23 protein-coding genes and 2 pseudogenes are annotated in these 26,675 nt (G+C 48.6%); 15 read left to right on the forward strand and 10 right to left on the reverse strand.

The features are described from left to right. The first annotated feature begins 90 nt into the window (after positions 1-90). On the forward strand, positions 91-900 hold the full coding sequence (locus AC5JLB_RS29685) for a DUF1838 domain-containing protein (RefSeq protein ID WP_495877419.1): 810 nt from the start codon (positions 91-93) through the stop codon (positions 898-900). Here AC5JLB_RS29685 and AC5JLB_RS29690 read toward each other — a convergent pair. After that, on the reverse strand, positions 897-1,985 hold the full coding sequence (locus tag AC5JLB_RS29690; RefSeq protein WP_495877420.1) for a VOC family protein: 1,089 nt from the start codon (positions 1,983-1,985) through the stop codon (positions 897-899). The genes AC5JLB_RS29685 and AC5JLB_RS29690 overlap by 4 nt on opposite strands. Before the next feature lie 69 nt (positions 1,986-2,054). Here AC5JLB_RS29690 and AC5JLB_RS29695 point away from each other — a divergent pair, with 69 nt between their 5' ends. Both AC5JLB_RS29695 and AC5JLB_RS29700 read left to right on the forward strand, forming a co-directional pair. Next, the gene (locus AC5JLB_RS29695) at positions 2,055-2,324 is read left to right on the forward strand and encodes a hypothetical protein (protein ID WP_495877421.1); all 270 of its coding nucleotides are present in this window, start codon (positions 2,055-2,057) and stop codon (positions 2,322-2,324) included. An 86-nt stretch (positions 2,325-2,410) separates the two neighbouring features. After that, the gene (locus tag AC5JLB_RS29700) at positions 2,411-2,554 is read left to right on the forward strand and encodes a hypothetical protein (RefSeq protein ID WP_495877449.1); all 144 of its coding nucleotides are present in this window, start codon (positions 2,411-2,413) and stop codon (positions 2,552-2,554) included. On the opposite strand, the pseudogene AC5JLB_RS29705 reads toward AC5JLB_RS29700, so the two are convergent. Then, a pseudogene (locus AC5JLB_RS29705) lies at positions 2,514-2,726 on the reverse strand (IS701 family transposase); the annotation flags it as partial. The gene AC5JLB_RS29700 and the pseudogene AC5JLB_RS29705 overlap by 41 nt on opposite strands. 231 nt (positions 2,727-2,957) lie before the next feature. Here AC5JLB_RS29705 and AC5JLB_RS29710 point away from each other — a divergent pair. Then, complete coding sequence (locus AC5JLB_RS29710) at positions 2,958-3,095, forward strand: hypothetical protein (RefSeq protein ID WP_495877422.1); 138 nt, start codon at positions 2,958-2,960, stop codon at positions 3,093-3,095. Between the two features lie 215 nt (positions 3,096-3,310). Further along, positions 3,311-3,799, forward strand: coding sequence for a DUF4385 domain-containing protein (locus AC5JLB_RS29715; protein ID WP_495877423.1), 489 nt, complete (start codon positions 3,311-3,313; stop codon positions 3,797-3,799). Between the two features lie 79 nt (positions 3,800-3,878). On the opposite strand, the gene AC5JLB_RS29720 is transcribed toward AC5JLB_RS29715, so the two are convergent. Next, entirely contained in the window at positions 3,879-5,039 is a 1,161-nt protein-coding gene (locus AC5JLB_RS29720; protein ID WP_495877424.1) for an N-acetylmuramidase domain-containing protein, read from the reverse strand. Between the two features lie 156 nt (positions 5,040-5,195). Beyond that, positions 5,196-6,044 carry an S-formylglutathione hydrolase gene (gene fghA, locus AC5JLB_RS29725; RefSeq protein ID WP_495877425.1) on the reverse strand — a complete coding sequence of 283 codons (849 nt, stop codon included), beginning with the start codon at positions 6,042-6,044 and terminating at the stop codon, positions 5,196-5,198. Between the two features lie 196 nt (positions 6,045-6,240). Between fghA and gntT the strand changes: the two genes are divergently transcribed. Next, the gene (gntT, locus tag AC5JLB_RS29730; protein ID WP_495877426.1) at positions 6,241-7,578 is read left to right on the forward strand and encodes a guanitoxin biosynthesis MATE family efflux transporter GntT; all 1,338 of its coding nucleotides are present in this window, start codon (positions 6,241-6,243) and stop codon (positions 7,576-7,578) included. Positions 7,579-7,623: 45 nt separating this feature from the next. Here gntT and AC5JLB_RS29735 read toward each other — a convergent pair whose 3' ends face one another. Together AC5JLB_RS29735 and AC5JLB_RS29740 are read right to left on the reverse strand one after the other, a co-directional pair. Further along, entirely contained in the window at positions 7,624-8,436 is an 813-nt protein-coding gene (locus tag AC5JLB_RS29735) for an SDR family oxidoreductase (protein WP_495877427.1), read from the reverse strand. Positions 8,437-8,607: 171 nt separating this feature from the next. Beyond that, positions 8,608-9,816 (reverse strand): HhoA/HhoB/HtrA family serine endopeptidase, encoded by a 1,209-nt coding sequence (locus AC5JLB_RS29740; protein WP_495877428.1) that lies wholly within the window; start codon positions 9,814-9,816, stop codon positions 8,608-8,610. A gap of 360 nt (positions 9,817-10,176) precedes the next feature. On the opposite strand from AC5JLB_RS29740, the gene AC5JLB_RS29745 reads away from it, so the two are divergent. Beyond that, the gene (locus AC5JLB_RS29745) at positions 10,177-14,526 is read left to right on the forward strand and encodes a CHAT domain-containing protein (RefSeq protein WP_495877429.1); all 4,350 of its coding nucleotides are present in this window, start codon (positions 10,177-10,179) and stop codon (positions 14,524-14,526) included. 22 nt (positions 14,527-14,548) lie between these two features. Here the strand turns inward: AC5JLB_RS29745 and AC5JLB_RS29750 are convergent, their stop codons facing one another. The 4 genes from AC5JLB_RS29750 to AC5JLB_RS29765 form a co-directional block, all read right to left on the reverse strand. Then, positions 14,549-14,767, reverse strand: coding sequence for a hypothetical protein (locus AC5JLB_RS29750; protein ID WP_495877430.1), 219 nt, complete (start codon positions 14,765-14,767; stop codon positions 14,549-14,551). Between the two features lie 4 nt (positions 14,768-14,771). Continuing rightward, a complete protein-coding gene (locus tag AC5JLB_RS29755; RefSeq protein ID WP_495877431.1) occupies positions 14,772-15,080 on the reverse strand; it encodes a hypothetical protein in 309 nt (102 codons plus the stop codon). A gap of 45 nt (positions 15,081-15,125) precedes the next feature. After that, the gene (locus tag AC5JLB_RS29760) at positions 15,126-15,272 is read right to left on the reverse strand and encodes a chromate transporter (RefSeq protein WP_495877432.1); all 147 of its coding nucleotides are present in this window, start codon (positions 15,270-15,272) and stop codon (positions 15,126-15,128) included. 223 nt (positions 15,273-15,495) lie between these two features. Beyond that, complete coding sequence (locus AC5JLB_RS29765) at positions 15,496-15,927, reverse strand: hypothetical protein (protein WP_495877433.1); 432 nt, start codon at positions 15,925-15,927, stop codon at positions 15,496-15,498. A gap of 209 nt (positions 15,928-16,136) precedes the next feature. Between AC5JLB_RS29765 and AC5JLB_RS29770 the strand changes: the two are divergent. From AC5JLB_RS29770 to AC5JLB_RS29805, 8 genes and pseudogenes are all read left to right on the forward strand, one after another. Next, positions 16,137-16,331 (forward strand): annotated as a pseudogene (locus AC5JLB_RS29770) (IS982 family transposase); the annotation flags it as partial. 272 nt (positions 16,332-16,603) lie between these two features. Continuing rightward, complete coding sequence (locus AC5JLB_RS29775) at positions 16,604-18,166, forward strand: flavin monoamine oxidase family protein (protein WP_495877434.1); 1,563 nt, start codon at positions 16,604-16,606, stop codon at positions 18,164-18,166. Between the two features lie 116 nt (positions 18,167-18,282). Beyond that, on the forward strand, positions 18,283-18,768 hold the full coding sequence (locus AC5JLB_RS29780) for a hypothetical protein (RefSeq protein ID WP_495877435.1): 486 nt from the start codon (positions 18,283-18,285) through the stop codon (positions 18,766-18,768). Between the two features lie 10 nt (positions 18,769-18,778). Next, entirely contained in the window at positions 18,779-21,640 is a 2,862-nt protein-coding gene (locus AC5JLB_RS29785; RefSeq protein ID WP_495877436.1) for a ferritin-like domain-containing protein, read from the forward strand. Positions 21,641-21,713: 73 nt separating this feature from the next. Continuing rightward, positions 21,714-23,315: an FAD-dependent monooxygenase gene (locus AC5JLB_RS29790; RefSeq protein WP_495877437.1), complete on the forward strand. Its 1,602-nt coding sequence runs from the start codon at positions 21,714-21,716 to the stop codon at positions 23,313-23,315. Position 23,316: 1 nt separating this feature from the next. Continuing rightward, the gene (locus AC5JLB_RS29795) at positions 23,317-23,973 is read left to right on the forward strand and encodes a glutathione S-transferase family protein (protein WP_495877438.1); all 657 of its coding nucleotides are present in this window, start codon (positions 23,317-23,319) and stop codon (positions 23,971-23,973) included. Positions 23,974-24,016: 43 nt separating this feature from the next. After that, positions 24,017-25,261, forward strand: coding sequence for a cytochrome P450 (locus AC5JLB_RS29800; protein ID WP_495877439.1), 1,245 nt, complete (start codon positions 24,017-24,019; stop codon positions 25,259-25,261). 128 nt (positions 25,262-25,389) lie between these two features. Then, positions 25,390-26,643, forward strand: a complete 1,254-nt coding sequence (locus tag AC5JLB_RS29805) for a cytochrome P450 (protein ID WP_495877440.1) — start codon at positions 25,390-25,392, stop codon at positions 26,641-26,643. Positions 26,644-26,675 lie beyond the last annotated feature (32 nt).

Here is a 26,675-nt window from a genome sequence, read left to right on the forward strand (position 1 = left end):
GAAGGGGACAGCCCTTCAACCTGCCAATGAACGATCTACAACTGTAGTAAGTTGGTGTTAGATAATTAAGCAACACGATGGAATTTGAAGATGACGGTTTCAACTCAATTACTGGATGCTCAATATTGGGTGAAGGTGCGATCGTCCCTCGATCCTTCACGCTCAACCTTTTTAGTCTGGACAGGTTCGATTTACGCCTTTGTTCCGGGCGAGAAACGGAAACGCTTGTTCGACATGGTGGGCATGAGTGTGAGCCGATGTCTTGCAACCGAAGAAAATAGCTGGACGTTTACCTCTAGAGAATTAACGTATTACTTAGATCCAAAAACCGGGGAGAAACTACACACCTGGAAAAATCCTTGGACTGAGGAAGTGTTACCCGTGATGCATGTTGCTAACAACCCAGTTCAAGGTGACTTTGAAGGGCAATTTCCCGCCCAAGTGGATGATGAAACGACAACGTTCGTCTTTGATATCTTTCCTGCGTATCCAAATCCGCTGACTGATCCGAAGTTTGCAGAATACAGTTCCAACCCCGATTATCAAGCGGCGGAGCTGTTCAAATTTGTGGTTCCCACTGCCGATTTGTTTAACGTGAATCTGCCATCGGTTTCTAAACTGTGGTTGAGTTGGGATCGCATTGGTCCTTGGGTGCCTTGGATGAAAATGGGCAATCGAGCCGGACATCTGATTTACAGCGCTTCTGGGAACAAGGTGAATGATTTTGATCAGTTGCCGCCTTTGCTGCAAGATGAAATCAACACCCGAATGCAGCTTTATCGACACGCACCAGCCGCCCCACTCGACGATGAAGATATGACCTCCTGGCTCTACTTTCAGAAGCATTTTGACGCTTACCTGGCTGGAGAAACATTTCCGATTGCTGCACCAGTAGACTAGCCTTCAACGAGCGTCCAAAAATAACCATCTGGGGCAGTAAACGAAAAACTACGATCGCCAAATTCGTTATTACATATCTCTGTGACGGCTTGAGCAGAACTTCTCTGCACGCGATCGCGATATCCCTCAATGTCTCCCACCCGATAGGTGTACAGCGACATTCCCAAACACCCAGGCCGCGCCATCTCAAACCGACTCGGCAACGAGTAAGCTTCTGGAAATCGAACAATGTACAGTCTGCCAGAGCGAGCCGCTTGTAAATCCGTCACCGACGATCGAGGATCATCAAATGCAGTCACGAAAAATTCTTCACCGGGTTGCAAATCAAACATCTGCCGTCCTGCCTGCGAAGACTCATAGCTGGTCTTCACATCATCGCGCGATCGCAACAATCCCAAAACGTCCTCATAAAACTTAAGTGTTTCCTTGCTGTCATCCTGAATCACCAAACCCATATGAGTGATTTGACTCGCTTTAAATGCAGACTGATCGTGAATGTGTCCGTAATGTAGCAGTGCATAGCCAAAGCGTTGAAATAAAACCTGTCGCGTGAATGGCTGCAGCAATAGCATTTCCCGGACCCCGATCGCAGGATCGATAAACGGACGCATTGTCCGATCTTTGTTGTAGATGATTTCCCAATGCGGCATCGTATATCGAATTGGTAATCCTGTTCGATGTGCTTCTTCAGCCTGATTGAGAATAGTTAACACATCCGCTGTGAGTGTCGTCGCCCAACGATTGCCTCTCACTTTCATGGATTCAAGCCCCAATCCCTCATTCTGTGGCTGCTGCCATTGCATTAAGCGGATCAAGCCATGATCCGCAGTTTGATGCCGTAGGCGCACTGAGCGTAAAGATGAATTGACGTGATACAACGCTTGAGCGCTTCCGTTTGTGTTGCGCTTTGCGCTAATCGTTGCTGAAAGGTTCCCTTCTTCACCGACACGATACCCAAACTGCTCCCAATACTGGATCGCTGTATCTAAATTGGGTACACCGATACACGCTTCGTAAAGACCTGCGATTAGCGCAGAGCGCAACTCCGAAGGACACGAGGAAGTGGGCGACTGAGACAACGGCATAATGTTACTTTTAGGTAAGAATCTAAGTACAGGACAAAAGCTTGCGAAGACTGAATAGGAAAGGGTTTCATGAGAATTACTACATTCTTTGACCATGAAACCCTTATGAATCAAGTTACTTCACTGCGCGATGCTTTGCGTCCTCACATGGCTTGGCATGGAGCAAGATTGAGCTTTGTGGCTGCTTTTCTGATTGCCCTATTGCGGGTCAAAACCGTAAACTTTGCTGAGCTAGCTATGGGCTTTAGTGGTAAGGCGCAAACGGATTCTCACTACAAACGCTTGCAACGGTTTTCCGTTCCTCTGAACTCAATGATGCCCAGATTGCTCAAATCGTGATGGCACTCATGGCGATTCCGGAATCATGGACATTATCACTGGATTGAAGCGAGTGGCAGTTTGGCGACTGCATCTTTAACATCCTGATGCTCGGTGTGGTGCATGAGGGGGTTGCCTTTCCCGTCGTCTGGTGCTTGTTGGATAAACGCGGCAATTCCAACAGTGATGAGCGCATGGCATTGTTCAATCAGGTTTTAGAGCAAGTCGGTGAACGAGACATTGCCGTCTAACGACAGACCGGGAGTTTGTGGGCAAGGACTTGCGTCTAATCTCGCTAATCATCCCCAAATGCAACAGCTTAAAGGCTTCAAAGCTGCGCACTTCTGGAAATAACCCCGCATACAATTGGCCGTACTCATCCACAAATCGAATGGTGGGTCGAGCCTCTCTAGAAGTAGACATGAATCCTAGAGTACTCTGAAACTCTCTATCCCCATTCTAAATTCCTCTTTGTAGAGTGACCGAAGCTGTCCAAGAGCAATCCTGCTCCTCATGTTTGAAAGCCTTATGTTTGAAAGAAACAGAATTCCGCTGTGCCATTTTCTAAACTGATGTCGTGCCTTGACAGTTAAGACCGACCCCTCACTGATGCGTCTGGCTCGTACGAAAGCTTGGTTCTGGACGAGGACGGTGATGACATTGGTGAACCATCACTATCCCGTTTACTACGAGCAACGCTACCAGGAACAGATGGTCAAAGGTCTCCGCAAAAAGGCGCAAGCATTGGGGTTTGAGCTTGTTGCTGCACCCTCCACTCAACTTGTTTCTTAGGAGAGGGAGAGGGTTAGTATCGTTGCATTTGGATTTCTATTACGGCAGGGTAAGGTTGCATTGCTCCACCTGGTGTCTCTGCTCTCTAGCTGACAGACATAGCTGAAGAATTACACCTTATTTAATCTTCGATCCTAAAGCGGCACCCCATACTCAAGCTGGATGCTCTATTTCTCCAAATCAATAAAATTTGAGGGGTATAGAGTTGTTTCGATATGTCCACCACAAAAATGGAATTTGATTATTTACTAGACTTCAAAACAACTGACTTTCGGCAGCATCCAGAACTCTACCGCATTGGTCGAGGTGAACAAGGAGTGCTGCTTGTAGAACCCTATAAGAGCGAAATTTTGCCCCACTGGAAATTTAAAACGCCAGAAATTGCTCGCCAATCTGCCGCTAAAATTTACAGCCTGTTTCTCGACTACAAAGCCCAAGGCGATTTTGTGGGCATGGACATGGCACGTAAATTTCTGCAAATGGGCTACACACGATCGCGGCGCTATGCCAATCACAAGTCTGGTCAAAAATACGCCAAGGGCACGAAAACCGTTTTGCCACGCGAAGAAGATCCGATCAAAGCCGAATCTGCCAAGATTTTCTACGAACAGTGGCAGATCGCCAAGACTGACCCTGAATATGTCACGGCTAGCGATCGCCATCGGGCGCAGTATGAGATGCAAACGAAAGCGACGGCGAAATGAGCGAATCATCCTAAAATCAAACCCCATCTCCGGAGAGATGAGGTTACTAATACAAGACTTTAATCATTAAGAACAACGATTAAGCAACATTCATCCAATAGCGGTAAGCATCGGCTAATTGTTTATCGTACTGATTTTGCCAGTAGCTTTCTCCATTGTACCGATACGCAAATCCTGCCCAATCTAAATTCGCTAAGTAGCGATCGAGCTTGTTCGCTTGAATGAAGTTGAACATCGCCAACAGTTGTTTTCCTTCGCTCTCGTGCATGTCTTGCACCAACTGTTGCACATCGCTATATCCAGCCAGGGTGTAATTAAAGCCCATAATTTGTCCCAGACCCCAAGAAGCAGATTTGAGTGCTGCATTTCGATCCAGGCACAGGGCTTTATACAGTCGATCCCATTCTCCGACACCACCGATGTACAATCTACGATTCCAAACGGGGCTAGAAATATCTCCATACCAGCGATCGTAGCGACCTCTAGTAAACTCAGAAAACCAGTGGGCTTCAAACAAAATCTTTGGTCGCCCATCCCGGAAGAAGCCTGACCCTGCCGCTTCGACTTCGGCAACAGCACGCACCGCCGCGACCGAACAACCAATCGACTGAGCAATCTTGCGATAATCGTCAGCGACTAATCGCTTTGTTGGACGAGCCACCAAAATTCCTGGAACCGAAGGTTCTAGCATCCCTAGAGCCGCTTCAGGAGATAATTCGTTCGGATTAAATTGATAGGTTTTTGCAAAGCTGATATAAGCCGCTTGAGTTTTAGCTCCCCAAAATCCGTCTGCGAACCCAGGCTGATGTCCCAAAATGTCTAAGCTTTGCTGCACAGCTTTAGATAGCACTGTACTGGCGCTGACTTGATCGATAGACCACGTATAGCTTCCCGTTGCGATCGCTCTTAAGGTTGTTGGTAGAGGCGGCTGGGTTGGCTGAGGAGCGGGGTTGGGTGTTGGTGCAGGTTGAGGACTGGGAGAGGGCTTTGGCGGGGAAGCAACGACGGGTAATAGCAATTGTGCTGTTTTAGGACTGAGTTCGTCGGATCGAACTTGGCTCCTTTTTGCAAACGCATCAAAAGCGGCTTGAGTTTTAGCTCCCCACAGGCCATCAATGGCTCCGAGGGAAAAGCCAAGGTTGGTGAGGCGTTGTTGAATGTCTTTGGTAAGGGTGCGATCGCTCCGTACGGTGCTGAGAGGATAGATGCTTGTACCTGATGCAATGTCACTGAGAATCATGATGGTCGCCCGGGTTCGAGAATTGCTAGCAATCTATTTTAGGCGCGACGACGAACCGGCTCCCTGACAGAATTTACGTATATTTCTGAACCAAAGTATTTTTTGCTACCTCGGTTTTCTCTGATCTATTTCCACTGATCTACGGATTGAACTCCTTTAAGCATAGAGTGCGATCGCGTGGTGATGCATGTGGTCTTCAATAAAGGTTGCAATGAAGTAATAGCTATGGTCATATCCTGCTTGTAATCGTAACGTTAACGATTGATTAGCTTCGTCACACGCTCTCTTAAATACGTCTGGTAGCAGTTGTGAGGTCAAAAATTGATCATAGGTTCCTTGATCAATTAGAATTGAACTATGAAATTTTGAAACGCGAACGAGTTCACTAGCATCATAATCGCGCCAATGGGTTTGATCAGAACCTAAGTAATGGGAGAAGGCTTTTTGGCCCCAAGGACACTGCATCGGAGCGCAAATAGGAGCGAAAGCAGAAACAGATCGATATCGATCCGGATTTCGCAATGCACAAACCAACGCGCCATGTCCTCCCATCGAATGCCCAAAAATGCCTTGTCGGTCAGCATTAACAGGAAAATATCGCCCAATCAACGTGGGCAGTTCTTCAGTGATATACGTATACATCCGATAATGCGTGTTCCAAGGCTGATTTGTGGCATCGACATAAAATCCTGCGCCCGTTCCAAAGTCCCAACTGTCGTCTTCTCCCTTGATGCCAGCCTGACGAGGACTCGTATCGGGCGTCACGAGAATCAGCCCATGATGAGCGGCAAGCCGTTGTGCCCCTGCTTTGACCATAAAATTTTCTTCTGTGCAGGTCAAGCCAGAGAGAAAGTAGAGAATCGGAAGCGGACGTTCTTTAGCCTGCGGTGGCTGATAGATTGCAAATTTCATCTCGCTATTGCAGGCGCTAGAGTCATGACTGTAGAAGCCGACTGTACCTTCAAACGAAAGACTTTCGTTGATCAGTTTAGGAGCGTTTGCCATGAGCAGAAATGAGTATTAAGGGGAGCGCCACTAAGATTAACTCAAATCCTGTACCAGTCTCAAGAATGATGTGAACCCAACGATGTGAACTCCGCTCGTTCGAGGAATGCCACGACAACTTTAGAAGTTGTCTATCATAGGCAGATTGGTGTTGCAGATTCCCTTGTAGCGCAAGACCATTTCAGCAAAGTACCCCATGCAGCCCCCCTCTCCAGTTCCTCCATCATCGAATGGGTTCGCCGTCAATGCATTCTTTAGGCTTGCGATCGTCAACATTTTCTCGAATTTAATGGTTCCCCTAGCAGGCTGGATGGACATCGCCTTTTTGGGTCATTTAGCCGACATTCGACATTTAGCAGGCGTGTCGTTAGCCACTGTTCTCTTCAGTTACCTTTACTGGACGTTTGGCTTTTTACGCATGGGCACAACGGGAACGACTGCTCAAGCCTTAGGACGCGGCAATCAGGATGATGTCGTGCTGATCGCGCTGCGGAACGGCGGGATCGCGATCGCGTTAGGGTTGGTTTTGGTGCTGTTGCAGGCTCCCTTGGGACAAGTCGGATTCTCACTGTTGAGTGCGAGCGAAGAAGTCAAACGTTCGGGTCAAACCTTTTACAGCGCGATGATTTGGGGCGCTCCGGCAACGCTGCTCAATTTTGTGCTGCTGGGATGGTTTTTAGGCAGAGCGCAGAGTGCTAAAGTGCTGCTGCTCTCAGTGGTCGGCAATGTTGCCAGTGTTGGATTGGATTATTGGTTTATTGTACGGTTGGGATGGCAGAGTGCAGGGGCAGGCTGGGCAACCGCGCTGAGCCAATATGTAATGCTTGCGATCGCGCTGCTCCTATTTGCTCAAGCGGTTTCTTGGAAACAGGTTCAGTCCCTCTCTCATCAAATCCTTGATCCGCCAGCCCTAAAAGCAGCATTTGTCTTGAACCGAGAAATCACCATTCGCACGTTTGTTTTAATCTCAACATTTGCTGTATTCACAAATTTAAGCTCAGCGTTTGGTACAGAAATTCTCGCTGTCAATACGCTGCTATTGCAAGTTGTGACACTCACTGCCTATTTTGTGGATGGATTTGCGTTTGCAACAGAAACATGGGCAGGATTATTTGGGGGACGAAATGATGTTGCAGGGTTGAAACAATTGCTAATTGTCTCAGGAGTGGCAAGTTTGAGCGTAGGGTTGCTCATCGCGATCGCGTTTATTCTCATGCCTATTCCGTTGTTTCGATTGCTCACCAATCACACAAACGTACTAGCCGGGGTGGCTCAATCAGTTGGGTGGCTGCTGCCAATTCTTGGATCTGGCGCGATCGCGTACATGCTAGATGGCTACTTTCTAGGACTAACCGCAGGACGCATCTTAAGACAATCGGTTATGGGCGCTGCGATCGTTGGGTTTGTTCCTCTGGGAATCATTGCTTGGTATACGCATAATTCAACTCTATTGTGGATGGCACTCACCCTATTTATGGTGTTGCGAGCCGCAATTCTAGTGGTGCAAGTATTAAAATCATTCGCTAATGCCTAGCTTAGGCTTTCGTCAATACTTGAGTGAACGCAATTTATATAAGAACTATCCCCCATGCGCGAAGGCGGGATAGAGCGCCATTCCACCATCGATAAAAAGCGTTGTTCCCGTCACATAATCAGAATCGTCTGATGCCAACCAAATAGCCGCCTTTGCCACATCATCTGGAACCCCGATTCTGTCAGACGGAATGAGCTTTCGCAATTCAGCCGCTTCTTCAGGAGAACTCCACGCCTCGGTATTAATGTCGGTCTTAATTGCGCCGGGAGCAATGCTGTTGACTCGAATTTTATGAGGCGCAAGTTCTTGAGCAATACTTCGCATCATCAGATTGATGCCGCCTTTACTCGCCGCGTAATTCACATGTCCTGCCCAAGGAATCACTTCGTGGACGGAACTCATACAAATAATTTTGCCTGCCGCACAGGATACATTGGGCTTAACACCCCGTCGCATAAATTCTTTAGCGGCTTCACGGGCACAGAGAAACTGCCCCGTGAGGTTGACATCAATCACGCTATTCCACTGCTGCAACGTCATTTCTAAAAATGACGCATCGTTTTGGATGCCAGCATTGTTGACTAAAATATCGATTGTGCCAAATTCGCGAAGCATTTGCTCAAACATCGCGCTGACTTCTTCTTCTTTTGAGACATCAGCACCAATCGCGATCGCGTCTCCCCCGCTGGCTCGAATCTCCTGCACAATCTTCTCAGCATCCTCTTGCTCGGAGCGGTAATTAACCACAACGGCAGCACCTGCTTGGGCAAGATACCTAGCCACGGCTTCCCCAATCCCTGAACTAGCACCAGTGACTAATGCTTTCTGGTCTTTGAGTAGATCGGCAGAATAGCTCATGGGAGAAGACAGCCAACAAAGGTCAGCTTTAAAGTAGCGATTGAGGCTAGCGATCGCGTCTGACGCAAGAAAGAGATCGTTAGAAGGATGAGGGATGAGGGATGAGGGATGAAAAACGATTAGGCTTGCTCTTATCCCTCCTTACGTTAGCGTTGCCGCAGGCGTTCCTATCTATCCTCCCCGCTGCGCAAGATTCTGCTCCGGCAGTGCTTCCGGTCGAATCGTCAGCTGTTGCGTCTGCCCATTTCGATTCACCGTAACGCTCATGGGCTTATTGATTCCCGTTGCGTCCACTTGCTGTTGAATTTGTCCACCAGTTTCAATTGCAGTTCTGTTAATATTTGTGATTACATCACCAGGACGCAATTTTGCTTGCGCGGCGGGGGAATTGGGTAACACTTTCAGCACCACGACGCCTTCAGTTTGCGTGACTTGAAACCCGAGATTACTTTGATTGATCTGCGATTGCAGTTCTGGAGATAACTCTGTCATCTGCACGCCAATGTATGGATACTCAACCCGTCCCGTTGTGGCAAGCTGTTGAGCAACCTTCTGCACAGTGTTGATCGGAATGGCAAAGCCGAGTCCCTGAGCGCCCTGAATAATTGCCGTATTCACGCCGATTACTTCTCCAGCACCGTTCAGCAAAGGTCCTCCAGAATTGCCTGGATTGATTGCTGCATCGGTTTGAATGAAGTTGATGCGCTTATCAGGAATGCCAATATCACTGGTTGACCGATCAGTCGCGCTGATGATGCCTTGCGTTACGGTATTGCTAAGACCGAGCGGATTACCAATGGCGATCGCAAGCTGACCCGGAACGAGTTGATCAGAATTGCCTAATCGAACGGTTGGCAAATCTGTGGCTTCAATCCGAACAACGGCGACATCACTCAATGGGTCGGCTCCTAACACTTTACCCGGAAAACGACGCCCATCTTTCAATACCACAGTAACTCTATCGGCTCCTTCGACCACATGCGCATTTGTGATGATCTGCCCGTCAGCACTGGTAATAAATCCTGACCCTGTACCGCGTTGAACCTCCTGTCTTGGCGATCGCTGCCGCCCCAAAAATTGATCAATGCCGAATTGATCCACCGATTCGCGGACGGTGCGGGTAGAGTTGATGCGAACTACCGCAGGTCCGACTTGCTCGACGACTGGAGTAACCGCGCTCAAATCATTCTGGAGGCTGGTGGTTGAAACCGCTTGCTGAGAGGGCGTAGGCGTAGGCGTAGGCTGAGTCTGGCCTGGACTTGGGCTAACGCTGGGCTGTTGCTGGACGGTGCTGAGGTCGCGGATCCCAGCGCAACTTGTGATCGGCAGCCCGATCAGCAGCGATAGAAATAGGACTGAGCGCTTGAGAGAAGATTTCATAGCAGTTCTGAATTAATTAAGTGTAAGTAGCTAGTCATAAATTAATGAGGAAATAGTTGTAGTCCCAGCATCTCAATTCGCTACGGCTAGTTGCTTCGCAAACACACAGGTAAGACACTCGCACTACCTCTAACTCTTACTCTAAGACAATTGCTAATCAAATGCGAAGATAGGTTCTAGCAGAAGTGTCTAAGGACAGATATTCCTCTAATCCGCGTCTAACAGTCCCTTTTAATCATTACTAATCGTATCAATCTGTTTACTTTTCTCCTTGTCAGCCGCTGCCTTCGAGCAAATATAAATTTCAGAGAATTTTCGGGAAACCTGTAGAGGTCGCATTGGTTCCCAAGAATCTGTTCTATGAATGCTGCCCCCCAAGTTCTAGTCGGATCGCTGCTTCTGACCCTTCTGTTCAACCAGCCCGGATGGGCGCAATCAATTACTCCAGCCCCTGACGGTACAGCGACGATCTCAACTCCGCACGGTAACAGAATCGACATCAGTGGTGGACAGTTATCGTCTGATGGAAAAAACCTCTTCCATAGCTTCTCGCAATTTGGGCTAAATCAGCAGCAAATCGCCAATTTTCTGTCTAATCCTTCGATTCACAATATTTTAGGGCGGGTGACTGGGGGAGATGCTTCCCTCATTAACGGACTGCTGCAAGTCACAGGCGGCAACTCAAACCTGTTTCTGATGAACCCAGCGGGAATCGTCTTCGGGTCTAGCGCTCAGTTGAATGTTCCTGCGTCTTTCACGGCTGTTACCGCTGATGGAATTGGATTTGCTAATTACAATGGATCTATTAATCGCAATGAATTCACTGCCACTAACACAAACCGCTACGCAGACTTGAATGGAAGTCCCAACAGCTTTAGCTTCACCGCTCTACAACCAGGCGCGATCGTCAATGCAGCTAATTTAGCGGTTTCTCAAGGGCAGAATCTCACGTTACTAGGTGGTACAGTTCTCAGCTCTGGACAGCTTTCTGCACCGAACGGACAGATCATTGTAGCCGCAGTTCCGGGGCAGAACGTCGTTCGAGTGAGCCAAGCGGGTAGCCTCTTAAGTTTAGAATTAACGAGTTTAGAATTAACGCCAATTAACAACTCTCCAGGAAGTGCAGAAACCAGTTCCAAAGGGGTAGCCCTTGCGCAATTGTTAACTGGAGGAACCCTTGCCAATGCCACAGGAACAACGGTGAATGAAGACGGAACCGTTACCTTAACTGGATCAGGCATTTCAGTTAATGCTGGAGATGTCGTTGCGAAACATCTTAAAGCACAACACGCTCTGCTGTCTGCCACTCACGATCTAACTCTAGTTGAGAGTCAACTGCAAACCACTGGCAATCTAGATTTACTCGCTCAGAATTCAGTCTTGATTCGGGATAGCATCGCCAATCCGTTTAACGCTCAAGCAGGCGGAAATCTCTATATTCAAGGCAATCAGGGCATCGATATTTTGGCGCTCAATCATTTAAACAAAACTCCGTTTGTGAGTAGCGGCAGCATGAGGTTGGTGAGCGATCGCAGCGTGTCTGGAGACGCCCACTTTAAGAGTGGAAAGGGTTTTTCGATCCGCCGTCGTGACCACTCTCCTGGAAAATTCATTAGTCTTTACGACCCAATCCTACTCGTAGACGGCGATGTGACCCTAGACAGCTACGAAGGCACGTCACTCAAAATTGAAGCGACAGGCAAAATTGAAATCGGCGACATTCTAATTACTGGGGCAGACACTAGCCTTTGCAGCGCCGAGTGTTCTGATCCAGATAGCCCCTTTCTTGCGTCAAATCTTGCCCTGATTCTTCGGTCAGGCGCAGACTACACCACGATTAGTCCAGAAACGTACGATAGTTTTGGCGACCCTGCACTAGAAGGTGAGATAGGGACACCCACGACGAGCGAAATTAGAGTCGGCAATATTTCGGGTAGCGAACCCAATTTGCAGGTCATTCTTGAAGGACAAGCAGGCGTAACGGCGAAAACGATTACGACTCGCGGAGGAAACCTGTCTGCTCAAAGCAGTCAAGGCAACGTTACGGTTGATGGAATTGATACTCAAAGCGTGGGTCAGGGCGGCGCGATCAACATCAGCGCAAAAACAATTCAGATCGGAGAACTGGCTTACGGATCGTCAGACGTTACCTCTTTGGGTGGGGGGGCAACGCTGGTTGCATCAGAAGCAATCTTACTGAATCGAGCATTGTCACCCACTCCCAGTGGTTTGCCAACGATTACAGCCCGTGGATCAGATACCGTGATTCGGGCAGGCAACATCGAGATTGGCGGCGGGATCTTTACTGCTGGTGGTGAATTGGATATTTTGGCAACGAATGCTGTGAGAATAGATGGAGCACTCGACACGAGTGGAGCAAATGCCGCGATCGCAGGAGGGCAAGTTGAAATTCTAGGAGCCGTGAATACCTCTGGTGGCAATCTCGATCTTAATAGCACTGGAAATCTGAGCGCATCAGACATCATTTCAACAGAAGGCGGTTCGTTCAAAGCCGTGAGCAATCAAACGCTTGAGCTTCTAGCAGCAGTGACAACCAATGGCGGAACTATCAATCTTCAAGCCAACACCATTAGCAGCAACAATTTAGATTCTAGCTCCTTTGGAGAAGGTTTTGGAAACGCTGGAGGCAACGTTACTGTTACCTCAATTGGAGATATCACAGTCAATCGAATTAATACTTCTACAGATAACGATTCGTTCTCAGGTGGAACGATTACGCTCACAAGCCAAACCGGATCGATCGCAACGGGCAATTTGCTTTCTTCTGGTGGTTCTGGAGGAGACATCGCAGTGAGAGCGATCGAGCGGATTACAAGCGGCAGGATTGATGCAAGTGGTCGTTCTAATACAGGAGGCAACGTTTTACTTGATCCACGACAAGATATTGAAGTCGCCTCGATCGATGCCCGTGGCGCACTTCAAGGCGGCAATGTCTTGATCAGCACAGAGCGATTTTTCCGAGCAACAGATACGCTCAGATCTGGAGCGAGCATCGCAACGGACGGAGCATCGAGGGGTGGATTCATTGAGATTCGACATGGCGGTGGCAATTTAGGTGTCCCGTTTACTGTCGGTCAGTCTAACCCCAGCAATGGAACCGCAGGCACGCTAACTACCGGAGACAATCAAATCCTTCAAGGGTCATTTCCCTATACTTATATCCAGGGCACAGCACCGAGTGATATCCGGCTCATCACCGCACCTGCGCCTGTTCCGGTGATTCCACCCGAAGTAACACTGCCTGAGATAACGCCGCCTGAGGTAACGTCACCTCAACCCCCTTCCTTACCCATCTCGCCTGAGCCGTCTCCTATCTTAACTATTGCCAACGTCACGAAAGATAGCGCTCTTCAACCCGGAATGAGTTCCTACTCTAATTTGACAGATGCTAATTTGACTGAGGTAGAAAGCATCGATATCAATTTTGCAAAAGAGTTTCGAGATCACTTTGGTCTAGGTAAAGACGCTGCACCCATGACCATCGACCAAGCACGTGCGATCGCGGCGAACGTCGAACAAGAAACAGGAGCGCGACCCGCGTTTATTTACGTCACATTCTTACCGAGCGTCGCCAAGTTAGAGCCAAAAACAAAATCACTTGTACAACTGCCGAAGCAAGATCATGATGCGTTAGAACTGATTGTGATCACCGCAAAAGGGAAACCGATTCGCAAAGTGATTTACAACGCAACGCGAAAATCGATTTTAGCCGAAGCGCAACGGTTTTTAGCTGCCGTTACGGATCGCACCAGCGATGAATACTTTGAACCCGCGCAGGCGCTTTACAAATCAATCATTCGCCCCATCGAACCAGATTTGAAGGCAAATCGAATTACCAATCTTGTGTTTTTGATGGATAGCGGGCTGCGATCGCTGCCGCTTGCGGCGCTGCATGACGGTCAGAAGTTTTTGATCGAACAGTACAGCGTTGGGTTGATGCCGAGCTTGAGCCTGACGGACACGCGCTACACCAACATCAAAAACAGCAAAATGCTAGCAATGGGAGCCTCTAAATTTAAAGATCTCGTTGCGTTGCCAGCGGTTCCGATCGAGCTATCGCTGATTACGCAACATTGGCAAGAGAGCCGATCGCTACTTAACGATTCGTTTACAACCAGCAATTTGATTGCCAGTCGTCGTCAGCAGCCTTACGGCATTTTGCATCTTGCTACCCACAGTGAATTTAAACCAGGTGCTCCAGAAAATTCCTACATTCAATTTTGGAATCGCAAGCTAAGGCTCAATCAAATCCGAGAGCTAGGACTGAACAATCCGCCCGTCGAACTCCTCGTTCTAAGTGCCTGTAAAACGGCGATCGGGGATACAGAATCAGAATTAGGATTTGCTGGATTAGCAGCACAGTCGGGCGTCAAATCTGCCCTTGCCAGTTTGTGGTATGTCAGCGATGAAGGAACATTAGCCCTAATGAGCGAGTTTTATCACCAGTTAAGCGATTCCCAAATCAAAATCAAAGCTGAAGCTCTTAGGCAAGCCCAAGTTGCGATGGCAACCGGAAAAGTATCGATTGTGAAGGGGCAGCTTCAACTGCCGCGATCGCTTAAACCGGGTCATCAATTACTACAGCCTCAATCTATTCCGCTTGCATCTGAGTTAGCAACGTTAGACAAGAGCGATCTGGCTCATCCTTATTATTGGGCAGCCTTTACCCTGGTGGGTAATCCCTGGTAGTAATTTGTGACCAAGAGTTTGTTCAGCGGATGTATCCCAACGAAAACGCTATCCAGCCAATCGCTGCTCCACCCAACACCAACCCCGCGGCGTTGATGTGCAGCCGAATCGCTAGGATAGCGCTGGCGATAGCGATCGTAACGGCTAAAACATCAACATAAAGAATCGTTAATCTTGCCAAAGTCGAGATTGCTAACTGCAATGTAACGACTACCATCAGTGCCAAAGCACTGGCATTCACAGCGTCAAGAAATGCAAATGTTCAGGTCGAGCGGCGCAAATAAGGAATTAAAGGATTTAGCGCAATCACAAAGATAAACAAAGGCAAAAAATTCCAATCGTAGCGACAACAGCACTAGGAACACCTGCAATGACATAGCCGATGAATGTCGCTTGCAACTTGTGGGATCGCTCCCAACGCAACGTAGGCCCAAGCCAATCGTGATCAAAATCGCAGGTAAGATAAAACCAACCCCAGCCACAATCAGCCCTAGCCATCCGGCATAAAGATACCCGATCTGGATAGCTATTTCAGTAGAATTTGAACCTCGCATTAGATTTGTTGCGCCGATCAAATCGAGAAACTGATCCCGTGTGAGCTACTCCCGCCTTCGCACGACTTCATCTTCCATCATGGCAATGTGGGCGTTAGGCCCACTAAAACCAATGATGCCTAGTTTGAGAAACAGCTTAGCGAAGTCTCCAAGGCGATTAAGTTTTGCTTTTTGAGCAGATGAACGTTGCATAATGTTGCCTTGAAGTCATCTTTCAAGTGAAACTCAGAAAGACTTGAAACGCTTGTGTGCTTCTAGACTTGATTTCTTTGCACTCTTATGAAGGGTTGCTTCAGTTTGTAACAATAGCAATCTTAATTCAGACGTGAGAGTTCCACCGTCCTTGATACGACTTGTTGAACGACTGGCACGACCCCCGACCAATAGAACCCAAAGCTTCTAATTTGTGCCCCTTTTAACTAGAACCAGGTACTCTCAGCACCTCATCTAGCAGTTTCCTAGCAGACTGTGCTTTTGCCAACGCTGCTTGGTGATCGCTGTATGCCCGGACCAAACGAAAAAGACCTCCTACACCCGTTTTGAGCATTTCTAGATCTTCACCAGAAACCAGTTCACCGTCTAGCATCCGTGTAAGCAAGGGTTTGATATCGCCAACTTCCTGACGGATTTTTTGAAGCTTCTCTACGCTACTAAGCAAGGTTTTGAGAGAATTCAAGATGCTATCGACATCCTGACTGTCTTCCACGGATTCAAACACATCAGAGCCAGACACGTCTTCAGGGGCTACTGGCTCTTGAGCATCTAACTCTTGAGCATCTAACTCTTGAGCATCTGTCAAGGGGGATTCTTGTACAGATCTTTCGGTCTTACTATTCGGGCGCGCCATCACTGTTTCCTCAAGAGACTTTCTCAGTGTACCGCGTCGGTTTCAGTATTTTGCTGTTGGTCTAAACAGGTAAGTAATCCAAGTTGCTAGTTAGAAGCGGTGATGGCAATCAAACCAATAAAATCTCTTCAAGGTCTGTTACACCTGGAGAGAAACAAAAATGATTACCGAAATTATAGCGGTTCCTTCGGAGTTGCGCTTCAGCGCTAATCTATGCCATCGCTGACGATCTGCTGAAAGCGATTGGGCACGACGAAGACTGCCGAGTGCAAATGAGCGATGCTGAAGTGGACACGACTGCCCTAGTTACAGCCCAATTCTTTGGCGGCAATCATCGACCGTCACAGCAATATCTCAAAGAACATGGCTGGATGCCGAAGATGCTGGACAAGTCGCGGTTCAGCAATGATAAACCTTCAATAGAAAACATTTGTCCCACTCACGCTAGATAGGTTGTACTTCTAGCATTGTGCCAGTGGGACTTCCCTTTCAAGGATTAGTTGCACATCGCGTAAGTTCGGTAATGTCTGTGCTGGATGGTGCGATCGCGAAGAGATCGCATGTGCCCTGCATAAATCATGCAAAGCCAGCGTGAAAAGGTTTGTTAGTCAATCCAAGCTCGAACCGTTGCTTATCAGCTTTTGTATTGAACTCGTAGATTGTGGAGTTACTCAAGATGGATACCAGAACATTCCTGAACCAGTGCAAATTAATCAATCAAACCTCTGGTAAACGCATCACCATTCTTGGAGCCGGAATTGCAGGCTTGATTGCGGCTTACGAATTAGAGCGCTTGGGTCATGAAGTAGAAATTCTGGAAGGCAGTTCACGCGTTGGCGGTCGAGTGTGGACACATCGGTTTGGTCAAGAACCCGGCGCACCGTATGCAGAACTTGGAGCGATGCGAATTCCAAGTGAGCATCAGCATGTTTTGCATTATGTTCACGAATTAGGACTCGCAGATAAATTGCGTAAGTTTGTGACAGTTTTCGAGGAAGACAATGCGTTGATGAATATTGAGGGCAATGTGTTTCGCATGAAAGATGCTCCGCGTCTCCTGCAATCTCGTTACCAAGGCATTTTTCAAGACTCGCGCTATAGCGAGAAAACCCGGCTTTTTGCCGCTTGGCTCAAAACGATTGTCGATACCATTTCTCCCGAAACATTGCGCGACAGTTTAGACCGAGACCTGCAATCTCACCTGATGGACGAACTCGAACGAATTGACTTAGAGATGTACTTTAGTGAAAACGGTCAGACGATCGATCTTCCTGCTTTCTTAAAGTCAAATTTGGGATTTCGAGCGCGCTGCAGTACGGCCCTAGATATGTTTTTTAGTGACATTCTGACCGAAACAAGCCACGATTTATTACAAATTGAAGGCGGCATGGATCAGATTATCGATCGCTTAGTTGCTGCGATTCATGCTCCTATTCAGTGCGATCGAGAAGTCGTTTCACTTCATGTTCAAAACAACGGCGTTATCGTGACATGGCTAGAGGATGGAAAGCTTAAAACTCGCCAATCTGATTACGTTCTGTGTACTATTCCATTCTCAGTTTTGCGAAAACTGGAATTGATTGGATTTGACAATGCCAAACTTGATTCAATTCGTAACACTGTCTATTGCCCAGCCACAAAAGTTGCGTTTCATTGTACAGAACCTTTTTGGGAAGAAGATGGCATTAACGGAGGGGCATCCTTTAGCGGCGAAGGCGTTCGTCAAACCTATTACCCTTCAGTCAAATTCAACTCCGATCAAGGGAGTTCGTTGCTGGCAAGCTACACCATTGGTGATGATGCAGACCGAATGGCAGCGCTTTCAGAGCGCGATCGCTATTATCATGTTCAACGAGTTGTGAGCAAACTTCATCCCCAACTTGCCGCTCCTGGTATGCTAGTGGGAGCCGCCTCAATTGCTTGGGGCAACTATAAATGGAGTGCAGGTGGCTGCACAGTTCATTGGGGTGATGACTGTTCTCAATCGTCAGATCCGCACAGCAATTATTTAGAAGCTGCCCGACCTCAGAAAACGCTCTTTTTTGCAGGTGAGCATTGCTCCAGGTTCCCGGCTTGGCTGCAAGGCTCAATAGAGTCCGCGCTAGAGTCTGTGCGCGACATTGTAGCTCACAAGCCGTTGATCACTTCGAGCCGTTCCTCAACGCCTGTAGACACATTTAATCCTGCTTCTACATTTTTGCACCTACACACGAGTCTTAATGCGCCGATGCCTATCTGAACCTGATGCGCCATCCTTCATCCCTAGCTTGACGACGTACTCCTGCATAACTTGGCTTAACGGTTCGTGTAGTCAACTTGTGCAGTCAAGCTTCATTCCTTTCGCGGTCATTTGCTATGAGCATTTTAGATTTTCCTCGCCTGCATTTTGGGGGCTTTGCTCGCATCCATGCCCCGACCGGACACAAAAATGGATTGGTCGATTTGAGTACCAACACGGTCTACCTAAACGGCGATCGCGTTGATCCTGAAAGCCCTATATCGGAGTACCACGAGGCTCTCCATCGCTTAGAACCTCGATTTAATGCTGAAGGACAATTTGACCCGGATGGAGCATTCAGCATGGCAATGGGATGGGACTTTGGCGGCAACGGTCACTTCGCGATCGACGCCAAGATTGTCAGCGCTCAACGGCAACCATTTGAAGTTGATGAGCATGATCCCGTGGTTGGACGCAGCATTGATCTGTGGGGGCACTACAACGAATATCTTGGAACAACGTTTAACCGTGCCCGCGTGTTTGACTGCGATCCGGCTTCCAATTGGACAACCACGTTGTCCAATTGGTCAATTGACGTTTGGGAGACAGGAACGCTCTCATGACGTTGCCAACATGCTTTCAGCCCCGATTGAAGGCGTTCAACCCGCTCGCTGGCAGAATTTTGATCACCTCCACGACTTGCCTGAGCATTGCCTCAATGCTGAGTTCAAACGGTCGGCACTGCATCAGTTTACGATTTCCAAAACAGACGACTGGTTGTGGAGTGAAGAAGTCGTCCAGTCGCCGACTGTTTCGATGATGCGGGAGGCAATGAATCGAGACGATGTACTAGGGCTAGTGGTGCAGTTTGGGTTGAGCAATATGTCTACCCCTCTAAAGCCGGATTCTCCTGTGTTCTGGGAGTTACACGGCACGATCGGGTTGTGGTGTGATGGCGAGATGCAGACTTATCCACACGGTCGGTTACTCATTCCTAACCGCGCACCGCACGCCAAAACACTGTCTAATCTCACCGTTAAAATCACGCCTGAAGTGGCCAGTCTGAATTTGGTAACAGCCGTTCCTGGTGTGGGACGGGCAACCAAAGCAGAATTAGGACCAACTCATGCGATCGCGGCAAAGCTAAATCTCGGTGAGTTAGAACTACGAACCGTTCACAGTCAACGCCTAGTCGCCCGAATTTCAACCCAGGCGTATCAGAAACAGGCGCATGGTTTGACGAGTGGTGTCGTCGATGTTCCGTTAGCCGCACCGTTTGAGCAGTTACAGGATGACATTGAAAGTCAGGGTTTGTGCATTATCGGAACCTTGCCCAACGGACAGCGGCAAGTCTTGGTTCAGGAAAAAGAAGTCAATCTTCAGGTCAATGATGCGTGCCTATTTTTAGAATTTCCGAATTGGCAGCAGAACGAAGATTTCGCTGTTGAAGTAGAGGTGCGATCGCTAATCCGAGGTCGCCCTGCCTCCGTCGAAACCATTTACCTACAACAATTCTACAATCCTAAAGGACTGCCGCAACTGCGCTACCAGTTTGAGCAAAATCCGGCAAACGCAGGTCGTTCGTTCCATTTTCCTCATCCCTCTGAGCTGAACATGGTGGAGTTCAAACCGGGTCAGCGAGAAGAGGGGGGTGAGTTTAACTCTAAGACAGTGATTTCAACGGATAAAGACGGGCGCGGATGGATTACCCTGCGCGGAATTCAGTCTGGAACAACACGAGTGCTGCTCTCGGAACATCCACACGATTTGCTGTGCACGGATGATGTGGATAACGCGATCGCAGCTTACGACAACGACGATTTATTCGGCTTTTGGTCAGGTGCAGGCTCGTTTGCGGTGCGAGTCCTCCCGAACGATTGGTACTTAAACGACATTCCAGATGAAGCCGTCAATTTTGAGCTGATTTACAAACACATTTTGGCGTATTACGAGCAGTGCTTCTCGTTTATGAAGGCAGAAGTCTTTAGCCTCGCTGACAAATGCAAAGTCGAAACCTACGCACGATTAATGTGGCAAATGAGTGATCCCAACAACAAACAGAAAAGCTATTATATACCGCCTACTCGCGAGATGTCGCAACCGCAAGCGATGCTGCTCCGCAAGTTTCTATGCAATCAGCAGCAAGTGGGCTATGTTCCCAATCCTGAACCGATTCCTAAACAGATGCAGCGATCGCTTAAGACGCGCGATGAGCTAGTAGTCGCGCTGCGACATGCAGCAGAACTAGAAGTTGCGGTCATGCTGCAATACATTTACGCGGCTTACTCAATTCCTAACTATGCCACTGGAGAAGAATATGTTCGTCGAAAATTGTGGACACCCGAGCAATTGCGATTAGCGTGTGGTGACAACCAGGAAGTACGTGACTATGGAATGCGAGGCGTATTGCTAGAAGTGTCGCACGAGGAAATGATTCACTTTCTCATGGTGAATAACATTCTGATGGCGATTGGAGAACCGTTCTATCCGGCTGTTCCAAACTTTGGTGAGATTAACCGCCGCTTCCCGATCGAAACTGATTTTGCCCTCGAACCCTTCAACGCAACAACTGTTCAGCGCTTTATGCGATTTGAATATCCCGATTTTCTGGAGGAAGAGCTAGCGCACGAGGTTGATGATGTCTCTAGCGGTTCCGAAGACGTGCTTGAGGAGAATTCCAGCCATGCCTACGGTTCTCTCAGTGAGCTATACCGCCAAATTCGCGAAGGATTGGAAACTATTCCTGATTTGTCTGTTTGTCCTAAAAAGAAGGGTGCAGGCGGCGAACATCATCTGTTTTTGCGGGAAGACATTAACAAAGCGCATCCCGACTATCAATTTGAGGTGGATGATGTCAAAAGTGCCCTGTTTGCGATCGATGTAATTGTGGAACAAGGCGAAGGCTGCGATCCAGACTCACCCAAGTTTGAGAAATCGCATTTTCAACAATTTCGCCGCATGGCAGATGCCTTTGCTCAGCAGCAGATGATGGAAACCTCAACGGGTCGCCCGATTCCTTGGAATCCCGCTTATCCAGCGCTGCGCAATCCGACGCTGCACGATCGAGACTGCACGACCACGATCGTCACGGTTCCCCAAACTCGTACCGTGATGGAAATTTATGACGAATGCTATTTCCTGATGATGCAGATGATGGTGCAACACTTTGGCTTTATGCCCAACGCCAGCCTGCGGCGCTCCAAGTGGATGAACGCTGGAATCGACATTATGACCGGAATGATGCGTCCCTTAGGCGAACTGCTGATGACGCTGCCATCTGGCAAACGCGGTAGAACGGCGGGCCCCGCCTTCGAGATTGACATGCCAATCTACATTCCGACTCCATCAATCGCGTGCAGTGCGATCGCGCGTCGGTTCGAGCGATTAGGACAAAAGGCGCGGACGTGTGAAGTGATTCAAAGTACCGTGTACGAGCTGTTTGATTTTTACGCAACGTTCTTTGCAGACATGGCAGAAGATTTTACCTCGCATTAACACAGACGTTGAGGCTCGCATTTGTATTTACGCAATTCAAGTTCACTATTTCATTCATTCTGGTGATCTAACTATGACTACCTCCACGCTCGAAACAGATGTTCTAATTGTTGGCGGCGGACCTGTCGGACTGGCGTTAGCGCTTGAACTTCGCCACCAAGGGATCGATTGCATCGTCGTTGAAGAAACCGATGGAGTTGTAACTCATCCTAAAGTCGGCACGGTCGGGCCGCGCTCGATGGAGCTGTTCCGTCGGTGGGGCATCGCGCAACAAGTCCGGGATGCAGGCTGGGTCGAAGACCATTCGCTTGATGTGGCCTGGGTAACAGCACTTGCAGGACACGAGATCTATCGGCTGAAATTTCCATCAGCAAAGGCGCGATCGCTACCCCGCTATACCCCAGAACCTGAGCATCCCTGTCCGCAACACTGGTTGCTACCTTTGCTGCTGCGAAATGTTGGAACCTATTCCAACGGACCTGTCTATCTCAACTGCCGCGTGGAGAAGTTTGTTCAGACTGAAACGGGCGTGACTGCTCAAGCCACTTTTTTGGACACTGGAAAGACACAAACAATCACGGCTAAATACATGGTGGCGTGCGATGGCGCTCGCAGCCCAATGCGGAAAGCGTGTGGGGTTGAAGCTCCTGCTTTTCACGCCACGCGAGTATTTCAGAACATTCTCTTCAAAGCCCCAGAACTGCCCACGATTCTTGAGGGGCGCAAAGCCTTGGTGTTCTACCTAATGACGCCTAAAACTTTGCGCTATCCGCTGCGATCGATTAACGGAAAGGATCTATTTCGCCTCACGGCAACCCCTCAAGCAAACGGTGAGCCGTGCGACCCAGAAGCGGCTGTACGAGAAGCGATCGGCATCGAGACTCCGATCGAAATTCTGTCTAGTGTGATGTGGTATTTGACTCACCGTGTCGCGGATCAGTTTCGCTGCGATCGCGTCTTTTTCGTCGGCGACTCGGCTCATACGCTGTCTCCATCGGGTGGGTTTGGCATGAATACGGGCATCTGTGATGCGGTGGATCTGGGATGGAAATTGGCGGCAACGATCAAAGGCTGGGCAGGCAGTAATTTGCTGGATACTTACGAGAGCGACCGTCGCCCGATTGCCGTTCGCAATTTAGAAGAATCGAACGCGAATCTTCAGCGCACCTTGAAGCGCACCTTACCAGATGCGATCGTGCTGGATTCTCCAGAAGGAGAGCAAGCCCGCCAGCAGATGACTGAGCAGCTAGAACGAAGCGATGTCTGCAACGAGTTTGATGCGCCTGGGGTTCACTTTGGGTTCCGCTACGACTCGCCTACAATTTGCCCTGATGGTGTCCCGCCCACCAACAACGCGCATGAGTGGACTCAAACCAGTTACCCCGGCTGCCGTGCCCCTCACGCGTGGATAGAACCCGGTAAATCGACGTTGGATTTGTTTGGTCATGGATTTGTGCTGGTTTGTTTCCAGGGTAAAGGTGGCGTGAAAGGCATTGAGAACGTCTGCCAGGAGCGACGCGTGCCTCTGAGCGTAGTTTGTATCGAGAATCCTGAAATTGCCAAACTGTATCAGCGATCGTATGTCTTGGTTCGACCAGATGGACACGTGGCATGGCGGGGTGACGTTCTCCCTCACGATCCAGGCGCACTGATCGATCAAGTCCGGGGATGCTGATATGAAGCTCTACTACGCTCCTGCCTCATCCTACTCGCAGCGCGTTTTAATTGCGCTGTACGAAAAGCAAATTAATTTCGATCCAGTTGAGGTCAATTTGTTTGATGCTCAGGAACGCGATCGCTACCGCCAAACTAACCCGTTCATCAAAGTTCCAACGCTAGTAACCGATGAGAGCCAAGTGATATTTGAGGCCAGCATCATCATTGAATACCTCGATCGCATTCAACCCGATCCTCAACTAATTCCCAAAGAACCAGATCAAGCTCTAGAAACGCGCATAATCGAGCGGCTCATTGACGTGTATATCAACAGCGGACGTGAAGTGCTGTTTGCCAATACTCAGCGTCCAGACCAGGAGCAGAGGGAGGTGATCAAAGCCCATCGATTATTAGAAACCGCTTGCCAGCTTTTAGATCAGCGATTAGAGAACCGACTATGGCTCACGGGCGACACGTTTTCCTTAGCAGATTGCGCGGCTGCTCCCACTCTCGCCTATCTTCGCTGGGTCTACAGCTACTCGCATTTCCCTAGACTAAGCGATTACGTCAAACGTCTAGAATCCAGGCCTTCTGTAGCACGGGCGTTTCAAGAAGGACGCGAGCAGATGATGCAGATGTTGGCGAGCCTCCGGTTTCCCCTCGAACTCGTTCTCTAAGACGCCTCTCCGCCCAAGCCAATTATGTTGTAGCAGGTGAGTGATGACAAGTTCTACAATTTTGCGACTCAACCCCTTTACTCCAGAAGTGATTGCCGATCCCTATCCGATCTACCGCCGCTATCGAGAGTTAGATCCGGTTCATTGGGGCATTTCCTCTTCCCGTTTACCCGGTGCTTGGTATTTGTTCCGATACGAGGATGTGGTTCAAGTACTAGAAAGCCCGAACTTTGGGCGCGAAGCGTGGCGAGTGCGAGACGATGGAGTCGGCGCACCCGTTCCTCCTGCCTATCGAGGATTTAGCTCGATGGTGAACAATTGGATGGTGTTTCACGATCCGCCTAACCATACGCGACTGCGATCGCTGGTTAACAAAGTGTTTTCTCCCAAAATCGTTGAAAATCTGCGTCCCGCTATTTGTGACATTGCCGATGGCTTACTCGATCGCATTCATCTAAATGGTGTTATCGACATTGTTGAAGATTTTGCATTTCCTTTGCCCGTGATGGTGATTGGTAATCTACTTGGTGTGGATCCGGCTGATCGCCCGTTGTTTCGCCAGTGGGCATTAGCGCTGCAACATGCGAGTGCATCTCGCCTGACTCCATCACCAGAAGCTTACGAACAAGCGGAACAAGCAACTCAAGGATTTATCGAATACTTTAAATCAGCAATTGCCCAGCGTCACGCAACCCCCCGTCAGGATCTAATTACAGCGTTGGTGAAAGCGCAAGAGGACGGCGACAAACTGAACGACGACGAAATCCTGGCGACCTGCATTCATCTGCTCACCGCAGGTCATGAAACCACGATCAACCTCATCACTAAAGGAATTCTAGCCCTACTTCGGAACCCAGACGCACTGCATCGAGTGCGATCGCACCCCGAACTGATTCCCAGCGCGATCGAAGAACTGATTCGGTACGACAGTCCGGTGCAGATGGTGACACGCTGGGCTTATACCGACATTGAGATCGGCGGAAAACTAATCCGACGCGGCGATCATGTGGGGTTAATGTTGGGATCTGCCAACCGAGATCCCGATCGCTTTATTAATCCAGATGTGCTTGATGTTGGGCGCGAAGATTGCAAACATTGCGGCTTTGGCAGCGGGATTCACTTCTGTTTAGGCTTTGTGTTAGCTCGCGCTGAAGCTCAAATTGCGCTAAATGTTTTGCTTAATCGTTTGCCTGAGCTTCGTTTGATGAATGAAACCGTTCAGTGGGCAGACAACCTTGTATTCCACGGACCGAAATCTTTGCCCGTCACGTTTAGAACACCCAAATAACAGGTTAGAAACATCGAAAACAACGTAACAGATAACGTAGACATAATGCAATTGTCATCATCTGCTATTCAATTCGCCACCAACTAGGAATCTTTGCGTAAATCTAGCTAAAGCAAAAGGAAACTATCATGATTGAATCAACAAGCTCAACCGAGAAGAAAACCTGTCCTCACATGGGACAAATCTTTCAACCGTTTGTCAATCCGCAATTAGACGATCCCTACTCCTTTTACAAACAGGCGAGATCCGAGGAAGCGATCTTTCACAGCCCCGTGTTAAATGGTTACGTTGTCACTCGGTACGCAGACATTCTTACTGTTCTGAAAGATCCTGTTTGTTACTCTTCCGCTGACAATCTCAAACCAATCGTTCGCTACAGCCCAGAAGTAATTGACGTGCTCAGACAAGGATTTCCCTTTGTATCCGACTTAGTAAATAGCGATGGCGATCAGCATAAACGCTTGCGTGCGCCATTTCTAAAAGCATTCGCCCCTGAGAAACTTCAGGCAATGGAAAATTCGATTCGTGCGATCGCAAACCGACTTGTCGATAGTTTTGTAAATGATGGTCATGTAGACATCATTGCGCGATTCGCTTATCCATTGCCGCTCGAAACTATTCTTACAATGTATGGCGTTCCTCTAGACCGGATGGCAGACATCAAACAGTGGTGTCAGGACATGACTGCATTATTTTCATCGCCGTTAGCACCTGACCAACAGCTTAACTGTGCCCGTAGCTTTGTTAATCTTCAAAACATGGTTGCCGGATTGATTCAAGAACGCCGCCAGATGCCCTGCCATGACTTAATCAGTGATATTCAGGATTCTGACTTGAGCTTAAATGAATTAGTGATTGTGTTGTGTGGCTTAATCGTAGCTGGACATAAGACCACTAGCCATCTGATTAGCAATGGCTTAAAAGTTTTGTTAGAGCAACCAGAACGCTGGCAATCGCTCTGCGATAATTCCGCCTTAATTCCAACGGCGATCGAAGAAATTCTCCGCTACGATGCGCCTGTCCCTGCCATGATTCGGACAACTACTCAAGATGTTTCGCTCTCGGGCATTGCATTACCGAAGGGCACTCAACTCTTCTTGATGTATGGCTCTGCGAACCGAGATGAAGCGCAATACTCTGATAGCGATCGCTTTGAGCTTGAGCGATTTAAGCAAACCACGAGTAACCATCTCGCATTTGGTCATGGGGTTCATCACTGTATTGGTTCAAACTTGGCACGTCGGGAAGGACGAATCGCGTTGGAAGTTTTAGCATCGCGGTTGTCAAATCTTCGCCTTCGTCCCAATCAAGAATTCGCTCGCATTCCCGCCCTCATGAATCGTGGGTTTACTCATCTCGAAGTGGAATGGGACATTGAATGATTTCGTAAAACGATTGCTTTGCTGATTATCTA

The sequence above is a fragment of the Myxacorys chilensis genome, assembly GCF_059505265.1.